At 60.0% G+C, this 13,250-nt stretch carries 10 protein-coding genes and 1 tRNA gene; 2 read left to right on the forward strand and 9 right to left on the reverse strand.

Annotated features, from left to right (window positions below):
• Positions 1-4 precede the first annotated feature (4 nt).
• From GFJ39_RS01155 to GFJ39_RS01165, 3 genes are all read right to left on the reverse strand, one after another.
• Positions 5-1,387 carry a DUF2252 domain-containing protein gene (locus GFJ39_RS01155; protein ID WP_153429175.1) on the reverse strand — a complete coding sequence of 461 codons (1,383 nt, stop codon included), beginning with the start codon at positions 1,385-1,387 and terminating at the stop codon, positions 5-7.
• A gap of 53 nt (positions 1,388-1,440) precedes the next feature.
• A complete protein-coding gene (gene msrA / locus GFJ39_RS01160) occupies positions 1,441-1,986 on the reverse strand; it encodes a peptide-methionine (S)-S-oxide reductase MsrA (protein ID WP_153429176.1) in 546 nt (181 codons plus the stop codon).
• An 88-nt stretch (positions 1,987-2,074) separates the two neighbouring features.
• On the reverse strand, positions 2,075-4,003 hold the full coding sequence (locus GFJ39_RS01165; protein WP_228391730.1) for a CocE/NonD family hydrolase: 1,929 nt from the start codon (positions 4,001-4,003) through the stop codon (positions 2,075-2,077).
• Positions 4,004-4,170: 167 nt separating this feature from the next.
• Here GFJ39_RS01165 and ilvD point away from each other — a divergent pair, with 167 nt between their 5' ends.
• Positions 4,171-6,027 carry a dihydroxy-acid dehydratase gene (gene ilvD / locus GFJ39_RS01170; RefSeq protein WP_153429210.1) on the forward strand — a complete coding sequence of 619 codons (1,857 nt, stop codon included), beginning with the start codon at positions 4,171-4,173 and terminating at the stop codon, positions 6,025-6,027.
• On the opposite strand, the gene GFJ39_RS01175 is transcribed toward ilvD, so the two are convergent.
• From GFJ39_RS01175 to GFJ39_RS01190, 4 genes are all read right to left on the reverse strand, one after another.
• Positions 6,005-6,886 (reverse strand): hypothetical protein, encoded by an 882-nt coding sequence (locus GFJ39_RS01175; protein WP_153429178.1) that lies wholly within the window; start codon positions 6,884-6,886, stop codon positions 6,005-6,007. The two genes, ilvD and GFJ39_RS01175, sit on opposite strands and share 23 nt — an antisense overlap.
• Entirely contained in the window at positions 6,879-9,545 is a 2,667-nt protein-coding gene (locus GFJ39_RS01180; RefSeq protein ID WP_153429179.1) for a valine--tRNA ligase, read from the reverse strand. The genes GFJ39_RS01175 and GFJ39_RS01180 overlap by 8 nt, the downstream gene beginning before the upstream one ends.
• Positions 9,546-9,600: 55 nt before the next feature.
• A complete protein-coding gene (locus GFJ39_RS01185) occupies positions 9,601-9,993 on the reverse strand; it encodes a DUF2497 domain-containing protein (protein WP_228391726.1) in 393 nt (130 codons plus the stop codon).
• 160 nt (positions 9,994-10,153) lie between these two features.
• Entirely contained in the window at positions 10,154-11,611 is a 1,458-nt protein-coding gene (locus tag GFJ39_RS01190) for a TolC family outer membrane protein (protein WP_228391727.1), read from the reverse strand.
• 156 nt (positions 11,612-11,767) lie between these two features.
• On the opposite strand from GFJ39_RS01190, the gene GFJ39_RS01195 reads away from it, so the two are divergent.
• Positions 11,768-11,841: transfer RNA gene (locus GFJ39_RS01195), tRNA-Cys, on the forward strand.
• Between the two features lie 34 nt (positions 11,842-11,875).
• Here GFJ39_RS01195 and GFJ39_RS01200 read toward each other — a convergent pair.
• Positions 11,876-12,874 carry a tyrosine-type recombinase/integrase gene (locus GFJ39_RS01200; protein ID WP_194285247.1) on the reverse strand — a complete coding sequence of 333 codons (999 nt, stop codon included), beginning with the start codon at positions 12,872-12,874 and terminating at the stop codon, positions 11,876-11,878.
• A 53-nt stretch (positions 12,875-12,927) separates the two neighbouring features.
• A complete protein-coding gene (locus GFJ39_RS01205; protein ID WP_153429182.1) occupies positions 12,928-13,167 on the reverse strand; it encodes a hypothetical protein in 240 nt (79 codons plus the stop codon).
• Positions 13,168-13,250 lie beyond the last annotated feature (83 nt).

The following is a 13,250-nucleotide window of genomic DNA, read 5'->3' on the forward strand; positions in this document are numbered from 1 at the left end:
GCCTTCAGACGCAGCAGACGCGCTTGTCCGCGATAGCCTGCGTGAAGGCTTTCCAGTCCTTTTCGCTCTGATCGGCATAGAGAACCGCAAAATCCGCGATGGCTCGGGTAAAGGAATGTCCCTTTCCCAGATAGCCGGCCAGCAGGGGCAGGTCGGCGGAACGGCCATGTGAGCGGCCCAGAGTCCGGCCACAGAGTGCGGCGTATTCCGGCAGAAGCGCGTCCTCGATCTTCTCGCCGATCATGGCCAGACGGACATCCTTGGTCTGGCGCACATAGAAATCCCGTCCCCCACCGGCCTTGCGTCCGGTCTGGTCGGTCGTGCGTTTGCCGGTGGTGTGCGTCCAGCCCAGGAATGTATCCGAACTGGCCTGCATGATGCGCTGTCCGGTCACAACCCGTTCCCCATGATTGGGTAGCTCCACAGCGCCCTGGAAAGGTTCGAGAACGGAGGTCTGGGCCTCCTTGATCTGAAGAATCAGAGGCTCGTTATCGGCGGTCGTGAACAGTCCGAGCGCACAGAATGTCCCGACACTGCCAATGCCGACGACCTTGAACAGCACGTCCTGCAGGGCATAGCGCTCCAGGACGATCCTGCGCTCGGGCGGCAGGTCACTGACGTAACGCGCGAAGGCGCCACGAACGATGTCATTGTGCTGCGGCAGGCGTGTGACGAAAGGCGGATGTTCCTTAAGGCGTCCCGCGGATTTAGGATCGATCATGCCGAAATGGCCGGAAATGGCCCCAAGTTCGGACTGGATCTTCTCCATCATGCCCGTGCGGATCCTGTCGTCCACGATCCCGTCAATGACTGCCCGCAGATCGATCCGTTCGTTCCAGGCCTGAAGCGGCGGAAGCTTTGACAGGTGGGCAATTTCATCGACGTAATGCTGAACGGCCGAGACAGCCAGACGACGGCAGTGCTTTTCGGACAGCGAGGCTTCGCGTCCCGCCAGCACAAGGCTCGTCGCCAGGCGCTTGAGGTCCCACTCGAACGTCGCGGGGGCGGTTTCATCGAAATCGTTGATATCAAAGACCGGAAGCCCTTCCGGAGACGGATAGCATCCGAAATTGTCCAGATGGCAGTCCCCGCAGGATTGCACCCGCAGGCCGGTTTTCGGCGTAAAAGACAGGTCAGACGCCATGACAGCCGCCGCCCCGCGCAGGAAAGCGAAGGGTGAGGCCTTCATGCGCTGATGGCGGATCGGCAGCAGATCCGCGATCCGGCTCTTCCCCTGCTCCAGCAGGATACCGATCGGATCAGGGCGTTTTGCGGGCGGAACCCACAGGGCGTGGCTGCTGCGCCTGACGGTCTTGCGCAGGGCCACGCCGGCGTCATAGCGGGCCTGGCGGGTACGGAGCGGCGGGAAAGAAGGTGTCTTTGTCATGGTTTGTCACGGTATCCGAAAAACGCTCCGCGACAAAGCACCCATACTCCGCCTCAGTCAGGCTGCTTGAGGCGATCGCGGTAAAGCTTGCGGGCCTTGGAGACCTTGGGAGCCACCACGGCCGCACAATACGCCGTCTGCGGGTTGCGGGCGAAATAATCGTGATGCTTCTCTTCGGCGGGCCAGAAACGGGTGGCCCCTTCGATGGAGGTCACGATCGGGTCAGGCCAGATGCCTTCGGCCGCGATTTCATCCCGCACCCTGCGGGCTGTTTCCTGCTGGGCGGCATCCCCGAAAATGACGGAGCGGTACTGTGTGCCGACATCGTTGCCCTGACGGTTGAGCTGTGTGGGATCATGCGTCGTGAAAAACACGCGCAGAACGTCTTCCAGGCCGATTTCGGTCGGATCGAAGACGACCTTCACGACTTCGGCATGGCCCGTCCGTCCGGTGCAGACGTCTTCATAGCTCGGGTTGTCGACGGAGCCGCCGGCATAGCCCGGTTCGGCCGAAATGATGCCGCGCAGACCGGTAAAGACGGCCTCGACGCACCAGAAGCAGCCTGCGCCAAGAAGGATGGAAGACTGTTGGGTCGTCATGATGATGCTCCGCTAAAAGGATCAGCCCTCCTATATGGGAAGGCTGATCCTGTCTGACGAGTTACCGGATGGAGTGAAGCGCGCGGGATTACTGCGCCGGTGTGACGGTCGGGAGCCAGATGGCACTGGCATGATCGCCACCGCGATGGATGGTCTGGGTCGCGACGTGATAGTCCGCAGCCTTTGCGTCGAAAATGTTCGGCACAAAAGTCTGCGGGTTGCGGTCATAGAGCGGGAACCAGCTCGACTGGATCTGTACCATGATCCGGTGCCCCTTGAGGAACACATGGTTCATGGCCGGAAGCGTGAAGCGGTATTCCTGCACCTGCCCCGCCGGAATGGCGGATGGATGCGTAAAGCTCTGCCGGTAACGTCCGCGGAAAATATCCATCGACATCGGCAGCTCATAACCACCCATCTGCGGATTATCCGGCGTCAGACCCGGCTGGACATCGATGATCTTCACCACAAAATCCGCATCCGTTCCCGTGGTGCTGGCGAAAATATCGGCTGTCGGCACACCCGATACCGTGACCGGAGCGTCAAGCACGGGCGTTTCGTAGGTCAGGACGTCCGGGCGGCTTTCGGCGAAGCGCTGGTCGGTCACGAGCCAGGCCTTCCAGCGCGGGTCCTCGCCCATCATGAATGGACGCTGGACGAAAGGCACCGGATGGGCCGGATCGGAGACATAACTGTCCGTGCCGGGCAGCGTGCGCTTGAAGGCCAGACCATGATCCGGCTGCAGATACAGGCGCTCGCCCTTCTGCATGCAGGTCGTGCCGCAGTCACTCAGCCAGTTGCGGAAGTGATCCCAGTGGTTCTCGCCCGTATTGTAGATGATGGCTTCATCCAGATGCGGATCAGGCGCGTTCTTCAGATAGTGATCGAAGAACGGCCGCATGACATTGGCGCGATACCACAGGGCGGTGTCACCGTTGAAATGCAGCGGGCCAAGCGTGGAGCCATCATAGTTCACGCCGCTATGACGCCACGGCCCCATGACGAGGATGTTCGGAACCTGCGTGTGATGTGCTTTGAGGTTCATCCACGAATGGATCGCGCCCCACATGTCTTCCTGATCCCACAGCCCCTGCTCCCAGATCGTGGGAACCTTGAGCGGCTTCTTTACGATCAGTTGGTCCAGCGCCTGGTCCTGCCAGAAGGCGTCATAGGCCGGATGGGCCTTGATCCGGCGCCACCAGGGGAACTGGTCCAGCCCGGCCTTCGTCGCAAAATTGCCGGTGGAGACATCGGCGAGGAACGTCGTATAGTCGTCCGCATCCGGGCGGGGGATGGAATCGCCGGATCCCGCCCGCGTCATCTGCGATGTGAAATAGTCCAGCCCGGCCTGGCGGAAGGCACCGTAGTGGAACCAGTCATCTCCCATCCACCCATCAACCATCGGGCTCTCCGGTGCGGCGACTTTCAGGGCCGGATGAGGATCTAGCAGCGCCATGACGACGGTCCAGCCCTCATAGGACGACCCCGTCATGCCGACCTTGCCGTTGCTCTCGGGCAAGTTCTTCACCAGCCAGTCGATTGTATCCCAGGCATCCGTCGTGTCGTCCGTTTTGCTCGGGTTCAGGGGGCCGATCGGCGGGCGGGTCATGACATAATCACCCTCGGAGCCATATTTGCCCCGGACATCCTGAAAGACGCGGATATATCCCTCATCCACGAACACCCCGTCGCCCTGCGGCAGGATGGCGCGCATGGTCGGCGCATCATTGATGCGATTGACCCGCGCGCTCGCATGATAGGGCGTCCGCGTCAGCAGGATCGGCGCGCCTTTCGCTCCCTTGGGAATGACGATCACCGTATGCAGCTTGATGCCATCGCGCATGGGAATCATGACGTCGCGCTTGATGTAGTCGCGCTGATCGACCGGCATGTTGACATGAACGGGAATATCGCTGCCCGTCTGGATCATGTCGGGCGTGACCGGAAGGCCGGTGGCGGGTTCGGCTGCCTGCGCTGCACACAGGCAGGTTACGGCCAGAGCTGTGCCGAGGCTCATAAAATGACGTCTCACGAAATGCTCCTGATTTTTGTTGCGAGTTTGGACCGGACGGAGTCTTTCGGGCAAGAGGAGCCGCTCCGGGTTTTCAAATCTTTCCCGCACTGGCTTCTCCGCGCCTGATTCGCTATGGATCAGGGCCTTCTCCTGTCATGAAAGTATCTTCCATGCCCGCCTATCGCTCCCGCACCACCACACATGGCCGCAATATGGCTGGCGCGCGTGCCCTCTGGCGGGCGACGGGCATGAAGGACGGCGACTTCGGCAAACCCATCATCGCCATTGCCAACTCTTTTACACAGTTCGTGCCTGGCCACGTCCATCTGAAGGACATGGGCAGTCTGGTGGCGTCCGCGATCGAGGAAGTCGGTGGAATTGCCAAGGAATTCAACACGATCGCGGTCGATGACGGCATCGCGATGGGCCATGGCGGAATGTTGTATTCCCTGCCCTCGCGCGAGCTGATCGCGGATTCCGTGGAATACATGGTCAATGCCCATTGCGCGGATGCCATCGTCTGCATCAGCAACTGCGACAAGATCACGCCGGGTATGCTGATGGCGTCGATGCGCCTGAACATCCCCGTCGTGTTCGTCTCCGGTGGCCCGATGGAAGCAGGCAAGATCAACGGCCCCGGTGTGACGCGCAAGCTGGACCTGATTGATTCCATGGTCGCGGCCGCCAATCCGGACGTGTCCGACAGCGAATCCGACCAGATCGAACGCTCCGCATGTCCAACCTGCGGGTCGTGCTCGGGCATGTTCACCGCCAATTCCATGAACTGTCTGACCGAGGCGCTGGGCCTGTCCCTGCCCGGCAATGGCTCCCTGCTCGCCACCCACAGCGACCGCCGCGAACTCTTCCTGAGCGCAGGCCGTCGGATCGTGGAACTGGCGCGTCGCTGGTACGAACAGGACGATGCGTCCGTTCTGCCCCGCAGCATTGCGACGCGCGCGGCATTCGAGAACGCCATGACGCTCGATATCGCCATGGGCGGCTCCACCAACACGGTCCTGCATCTTCTGGCGGCAGCCCGCGAAGGCGACGTCGATTTCCACATGCACGACATCGACCGCCTGTCGCGCCGTGTGCCCAATCTGTGCAAGGTCGCGCCCGCCAAGAATGATGTTCATATGGAAGACGTCCATCGTGCCGGCGGCATCCCGGCCATTCTGGGCGAGCTGGACCGCGCTGGCCTGATCGATACGAGCGTCCCGACCGTCCATGCATCCACACTCGGCGATGCGCTGAAGAAATGGGACATCCTGAACGGTGATGAGGAAGCCGCCCATCTGTTCAGGGCCGCCCCCGGCAATGTCCGGACCGTTCATGCCTTCTCGCAGTCCAGCCGCTACCACGAACTGGATCAGGACCGCGAAGGCGGCGTGCTGCGCGACAAGGCGCATGCGTTCTCGCAGGATGGCGGTCTGGCCGTGTTGTACGGCAACCTTGCCGAAGACGGCGCCATCGTCAAAACGGCCGGTGTCGAAGCCAGCATCCTGACCTTCACGGGAACAGCGCGGGTGTTCGAAAGCCAGGACGATGCCGTAGCGGCGATCCTTGGTAACCGCATCGTGGCCGGAGACGTCGTGGTCATCCGCTATGAAGGCCCCAAGGGCGGTCCGGGCATGCAGGAAATGCTGTATCCGACGAGTTATCTGAAGTCGAAGGGTCTGGGCAAGGTCTGCGCGCTTATCACGGATGGCCGCTTCTCAGGCGGAAGCTCGGGTCTGTCTATTGGACACATGTCCCCCGAAGCCGCGGAAGGTGGACTGATCGGACTGGTCGAGGACGGCGATCGCATCGAAATCGATATCCCCAAGCGCAGCCTGCATCTCGCCGTTTCGGATGCCGACATTGTCGATCGGCGGGAGCAGATGAAGGCGCGTGGAGCGAGCGCGTGGACGCCGGACCGCGAGCGCGTCGTTTCAAAAGCTCTTCAGGCCTACGCCGCCATGACCACGAGTGCGGCCCATGGCGCCGTCCGTGATCTGTCTCAGATCATCGTGAAGACGCGGACCTGATCGCACTCTCGACGGCGTCCTGCAATTCGGCGGACGCCAGCATTCTGGACGCAACATGCCCCGTCGCCGGAACGAGTGTAATCGTCCAGCCAAAGGGCACATTGAGTTTCTCAGCCTGCTCCCGGGCCTGGGCATAGGCCCACTGCCCGCGTTCAAGGTGGTTTCGACCCTGCTCTACGGCATCGGGAACGAGCTCTGAAGGTAATGAAGGCGCGGTATCGTCCGCGCCCAGAATGATTGCGATATTCCGCGAAAGATAACGCTTGAGATCCGGCAGGCTGGCCGGTTCGGGCCAGTTGCGAAATCCGTACGGCACAGGGGTCTCCGTCTCCGGCTCGACATAGGTCGCGGGATTCATGATGACCGTCATGGTCTCTTCGCCGGGAACATAGGCTGCGACCCGTTCCAGGTATTGCGCGCCCGCGGAGTGCCCTATCAGAATGATCGGAATATGCGGCTCCCCGGAAACATTGCGTGCCCATTGCTCCAGCGGTCTCATATACAGGGAAGCCGGAATTGCCGTTGGTGAAGACGCCGGAAAACCCCCGCGCTGATATTGCTGCACGGGGAAGCGTGAAATGGGAAAATCGGGTGCGAACACCAGACTGCATTCATGTCTGGCCAGCGGAATAGAATCGTCGCGATACGTCGCGCTATCGCGCTCTTTGCCTGCCAGCACAATCAGGATTGCCCTGATATTGCAGGATGCGGGCCTGAAGACCGAAACCGCAAGATGCTCGCCGGCTATGGCGGCATGCTCAAGGCTTCTCCCCTCCGGCAGCGGGCTTGCTGTGGCTAGCTCTGCCATAATGGCAAGAAGGACCGCAGCAAGACTGGCGGATGTTCTGAAGTCAGGCAAGACGCCCCAGAGCCGCCTTCAGGCGAGCCAGATCACTTTGGAATGACACCAGACGCTCCCGGTTTTCCTCCACCACTTCCGGCTTTGCACGAGCCACGAAATCCGCATTGTCCAGTTTGCGCGTTACCTTCAGGATCTCGCCTTCGATCCGGGTGATTTCCTTGGCAAGTCGCGCCCGTTCCGCCTCAAGGTCGATCAGACCTTCCAGCGGAATGAAGACGGTCGCCTCATCCAGAACAAGCTGGGCGGCATTGCGCGGCGCATCCTCGCCGACAACCCCGATTTCGGAAACACGGGCCATACGACCAATGGCCTCAGCCCAGGTCTTGGCGCGCTCCAGATTTTCCGGGGCGGCATCACGCAGCAGCAGCGGTGCCTTCTGCGATGGCGGGATGTTCATTTCCGAACGCACCGTCCGGACATCCCCGATCAGCCGGATCACCCAGTCCAGCTCGGCGCGGGCTTCGTCGGCCCGGGTCACCGTCATGATCTCCGGCCAGCGGATCTCTTCGAATTTGCCCGGATAGCCAAGCTCCTGCCACAGCGTCGCCGTCACGAACGGAATGACCGGCTGCATCAGACGCAGGATCAGCCCCAGAACATGCGCGCTGACAGCCCGCAACTCGGCGGTTTCCTCGTTTTCCGCCGCAAAGACGGGCTTCGAGAACTCCACGAACCAGTCACAGAAACGGCTCCAGACAAAACGGTAGCAGCAGCTGGCATATTCATCGAAACGATAGACCGAAAGGGCCCGCCCCGCTTCGGTGATGGCATCGTTCGCTTCGGTCAGGATCCACCGCCCAAGCGCGCTCTTGACGCTTGCCGGATCGAAGCCTTCCATCGGCTTGGCACCGTTCATTTCAAGGAAACGCGCGGCATTCCAGAGTTTTGTAATGAATGCGCGATGTTCCTCGACACGCTTGCGCCCAAGCTTGATATCCCGCCCCGGCCCCGTGCCCGCACAGATAGCCAGACGCGTCGCATCTGCCCCGAACTCGGCCACAAGATCCAGCGGATCAAGACCGTTGCCCTTGGACTTGGACATCTTCTGGCCCTTCTCGTCCCGGACCAGCCCATGAATCAGGACAGTCCGGAACGGAACATCATCCATGAAGTGCAGACCCATCATCATCATCCGGGCGACCCAGAAGAAAATGATGTCAAAGCCCGTAACCAGCACGCTGGTCGGATAGTAACGGGCCAGCTCTTCCGTTTTGTCAGGCCAGCCAAGTGTCGTAAAGGGCCACAGGGCCGAACTGAACCATGTGTCCAGAACATCCTCATCCTGCGTGAGGCTTACGCCCTCGCCGGCCTGGGCCTGCGCATCCTGTTCATTTTCAGCGACATAGACCTTGCCGTCCGCGCCATACCAGGCCGGGATCCGGTGTCCCCACCAGAGCTGCCGGCTGATGCACCAGGGCTGGATATCGCGCATCCAGGCGTGGAACGTATTTTCCCACTGTCGCGGTTCAAAAGCGATCTTTCCGCTTTCGACCGCTTCTACGGCGGGGCCGGACAGGGTCTTGGCATCGCAGTACCACTGAAGCGTCAGGCGCGGCTCAACGATCGCACCGCCACGTTCCGCATGTGGCACCTGAAGCTTGTGCGGCTCGATCTTCTCCAGCCATTCCAGACGCTCAAGTTCGGCAACAACCTGCTTGCGGCCTTCTTCGCGGTTCAGCCCATTCAGGGATTCGACGAACGCAACCGAAGCCAGTCCTTCGACGTCGCGGAGTTCAGGACGGATTTCCTCGATCCACAGGCAGGCTGTTTCATCAAGAACAGTCGGAGCCGGCAGATTGTGACGCTTGCCGACTTCAAAGTCATTGAAGTCATGTGCCGGCGTGATCTTGACTGCGCCTGTGCCCTTTTCCGGATCGGAATGCAGATCGGCAACGACGGGAATGCGACGCCCCGTAAGCGGGAGGATTACGGTCTTGCCGATCATATCGGCATAGCGCTCATCCTCTGGATGAACGGCCACGGCGACATCGCCCAGCATGGTTTCCGGACGTGTTGTGGCCACCGTGATGGTCCGGCCGTCCTCCAGCGGATAGCGGATATACCACATGGACCCCTTGGTCTCGTGGTTTTCAACCTCCAGGTCCGAGATGGCCGAACGAAATTTCGGGTCCCAGTTCACCAGACGCCGGTCGCGATAGATCAGACCTTCATTATAAAGGGTGACGAAAACCTTCCGGACAGCACGGGACAATCCGTCGTCCATCGTAAACCGCTCACGTTCCCAGTCCGCCGAGGCGCCGAGTTTGCGGAGCTGTTTGACGATCGTGCCGCCGTATTCCTGCTTCCAGTCCCAGACACGTTCGAGAAAACCTTCGCGCCCCAGAGCGGTTCTGCTGGTGCCTTCCTTGTCGAGGGCACGCTCGACGACCATCTGCGTGGCGATGCCCGCGTGGTCCGTTCCTGGCTGCCAGAGGACATTGAATCCTTCCTGACGTTTCCAGCGAATCAGCATGTCCTGAAGGACGAAGTTCAGTGAGTGCCCGAGGTGGAGCGTTCCCGTGACGTTTGGTGGAGGAAACATGATCGAGAAAGGCTCACCCGGTCTGTCGGGGTGGGCCCGGAAAGCGCCGCTTTTCTCCCACGCATCGTAGAGGGCATTTTCATGGTCGGCGGGGACGAAGCTTTTTTCGAGCATGGTTATCCAGGACAGTCAGTACAGCAGGTGGAAGAACGCGCTTCCACCTCTTTTCTTACTCTCGTGGACGCAGACGGGCAATTTCCGCACGGACAAGAATTTCAACCAGAGACGGAAGATGGGCATCCAGCCATGTACGCACCATGCTCCGGACTTCGCCTCGTACCATATCCTCGATCGTCAGGCCGCTGGCCCGGCTGATGACTGTGTCGGACGCAAGGGGGGGAACCCCGCTGAACGCTGCGTGCAGTTCATCCAGAGAACGCTCCGCCGCGGCCACTGTCCGGGCGTTCATGAGATCATCCTTGGCCGGTTCGCTCTGGTCCGGCTGCGCTGCCGGGATGGCTTCAGATGCGGAAGCGGCGGCAGTTTCGGCCGGAGCCGCTGTCACGGGTGGTGCGACCATCATGGAGTTATCGAGGGTCAGCTCTTCTTCCTGGGCCGGCATGCTGGGTTTTTCCTCTGTCGATTCAGGTGATGTGGAATCCTCATGAAGAGCCCGCCGGATCGAACTCAGGACGTTTGTCATCGCTTCATCGGCATGGTGGTCTTGCTGGATCGAGTCAGAAGAAGTCATGGATTGTTAATATTCCGTTTATTGAAAAGTTTTATCGTCCGGGCTGGTTGATCGCATAGTCGCTCAGACCCCACAGCCTGTTCTTGACCGCGTTGTAATAGGCTTTTTCGTCATAAAGCGGGACGCCCAGTTTGAGATCGACGGCTGTAAGCCGTCCGATCGCGGCCGCGACGGCGTAGGAAGAGGTCACGAGGTTTGAAAGATGCTGCACCAGGGTCCGCTGGGACTGCAGCAGGGTCTGCTGCTGCTGAAGGACCGCGAGCGTCGTGCTCGTTCCCACGAGAGCTTGCCGTTCGACACCGTCCAGAGCGATCACATTCGCCGAAATGGCCATGCGGTCGCTGGAAATCGACTGCTTGAAGGAAACCATCTGCTGCCAGCTTGAAGCGGCCTTCTGAAGGGCCGTCCTGCGCTGGACATCGACTTCACGGTGTGCCGCCTGGGCATCCTGACGGGCGCCCCGGATCGAGGCATATTCTGAGCCGCCCTGATAAAGGGGAACACTGAACTCGATCTCGCCGAACTTGTTGTCCTGTAGGGAGTCCCCATAAGCCTGATTGACCTGATGCTGATAATTCAGGCTTGCAGAAACCTTGGGCATGATCTGGGAAATCTGGACGGAAATATTATCTTTGCGCTGGGCCTCGGTGAAAAGCGCGTTGACGACCTGAGGATTGTTCTGAACAGCAGAGGCCACGGCTTCCTGTTCGCTGTGAACGGGAAGGTTGAGGGGTTGCGGGGGCACCAGATTGGGGGCCGCGGCAATACCGACTATCTGGAGATAGGTCGCCTGGGCGCTCTGAAGCGTGCCTTCGGCCTGCTGCCGCTCGGCGGTTGCGCTGGCAAGGGCTGCCTGTGCCTGTGCAACGTCAGTCCGGGTAATTTCACCAACATGGAAGCGTTCCTGAGTCGCCTCAACCTGCTGCTGCAGAACGTGTTCGTTGTTTATGGCGATCTGGAGGAGCTGCTCGTCTTCGATGATGCCCACATAGGCACTGACGACATTGGTGAAGACATCCTGTTCCGTCTGGATCAGGTGGGCGCGTTCAGCCATGATCTGATTCGTGGCGGCATGAACGCTGGCGACCGTCTTGCCACCCTGATAGAGCGGTTGGGTGATGCCGACGGTGCCTGAGTAGCCGGGCGTCTGATAGCGGCGTGAACTGCCAAGATAGCCGCCTTTCGAGGCGTAATTGGTGCTGCCATCATAGTACGTGAGGTTCAGGCTGGTCTGGACCGTGGGGCGCCAGCCTGCGAGCGCCGTGGGGAGCTGTTCATCCGTGGCGCGCAGGTGAGCGCGCTCTTCCCGCAGTGTCGGATTGGTCAGATAGGCTGTCGAAAGCGCTTCCTGAAGAGTATGCGGGATGAAATTGGGTGAACTGCTGCCGTCATATTTCTGGGCAAGAGCAGTTCCGCTCAGGAGAAGCGACAGAAGACCAAGCCCGAGGGGGGCTTTCAGTTTCATCGCGCCGTTGCATCCTGAAGTCATGAGATTTCCTGCTCTTTAAGTATGCATCATATCACAGCATTATGTGAATCAGTCCTTAATAGCCTGTTGGAAGGCAGAAGAAAAATCCTTCCGCAGATCAATTATCGGTCTTGACCCTTCGGGCGCTAAGAGAGATATAGCGCCTGTCTCCGCCGAGGTCCGGTGGCAGAATGGTGATGTAGCGGACTGCAAATCCGCGTATGTGGGTTCGATTCCCGCCCGGACCTCCAGAGACAATTTTAACCCGCAGAAAACAGCCGTTTTCTAGCCGGTTTTACAATCTCCCGGATTTTGTTTTACAGCCTCAAGAAGCGCGATAGCCTGCTTTGCCAGCCGTTTCTGATCAACCGAGCGCGTGTATCTCTCGACCTCCGCCAGTGTTTTATGGCCAGTGATGGCCGCGATCTGGTGCGTGGTGCATCCCGCCTCGGCCAGCCTTCGGGCTGCCGTTTTCCGCAGGCCATGGGCTGATAGGTCTGATGGCAACCCCGCCGCCAGCGTCCAATCCTTCATCAGATTTCCAAGCGAATCGGAAGATGGCTTTCGACCGGGCGTGACCTCCAGATAGTAGGCCTTCACATCCGACGTTGCCGCCAGCGCCAAAGCCAGATCCTTTAGGATCGGCACCATCAGGCTTGTACCGGTCTTCTGCTGCGTGACAGCAATCATGCCATCCCTGACAGAGGCCGGACCAATTTTCACGACATCAGACCGCCGCTGGCCAGTGTAGAGCAGAAGCGCGAAAGCTGTTCTGGCTCGTGACCCCAAGGGCCAGTGCGCCTGGAACTGTGCAACCTCCACTTCCGTCCATGGCCTGGCGCCTTCTGCCTTCTCTTTCAGGCGTCGGACATCTCGGGCAGGATCTACCTGGATCAGGTCCTGCTCTATGGCGAGACGGAACAGGATGCCGAAGATCCGCAACCACCGGTTCCCAGATGCCGGTCGGTCTGAGAATCGGTTGATGATTGCCCGGATATGTTTCGGCTCGAAGTCTGCGACATGGAACGTGGCGAAATCCTCCCGCATCATGCGCAGGACGATATTGCGGTGCCCCACCTGTGTTGAGGGCTTGAGCGACAGGAAGGCATTGCTCTTGAGCCAGTCTTCACACAGCCGCGCGAATGTTCCTGTTCCACGGATGGGTCTTGGTTCGTCTTTCGGGATCTGGGCAATGGCTGCATGATAGGCTGACCAGAAAGCGGGATCATCTACGGGCGGAAGGGCCTGACGTGGAAGGCGCGGATGTCTGAAATACACGCGCACCTTCCCGTCCCTGCCCCGGTGCCGTTGCAGGTATTTCACTCGGACAGAGACCATCAGGTGTTCAGCAATTCATCCAATGCACTGCGCGGCCTGGTCTGCGCCGTCGCGCTCTCGATGCCAGACTGACGATCCAGCCACCGATCCAGCATTTTGCGGTCCCAGAGGCGGCGCGTGCCAATGGTGAACGAGGCAATTTCTGGGGCAACCCGTTCACGGAACAGGCTCTCTTTGATCCCGAGATATTCTGCTGCCGCCCGAATTGGCAGGCAGCGGGGCGCAATCGTCTCACTCATACCCACCCCTCCCCGCGCTTTCCGCGAAAGAACCGCATCACCGCGACGATGGGTTTGGCAATTCGCTCTGCGAGCCTGCTCAC

The organism is Gluconobacter aidae, from assembly GCF_009547075.1.
Taxonomy (GTDB): domain Bacteria; phylum Pseudomonadota; class Alphaproteobacteria; order Acetobacterales; family Acetobacteraceae; genus Gluconobacter; species Gluconobacter aidae.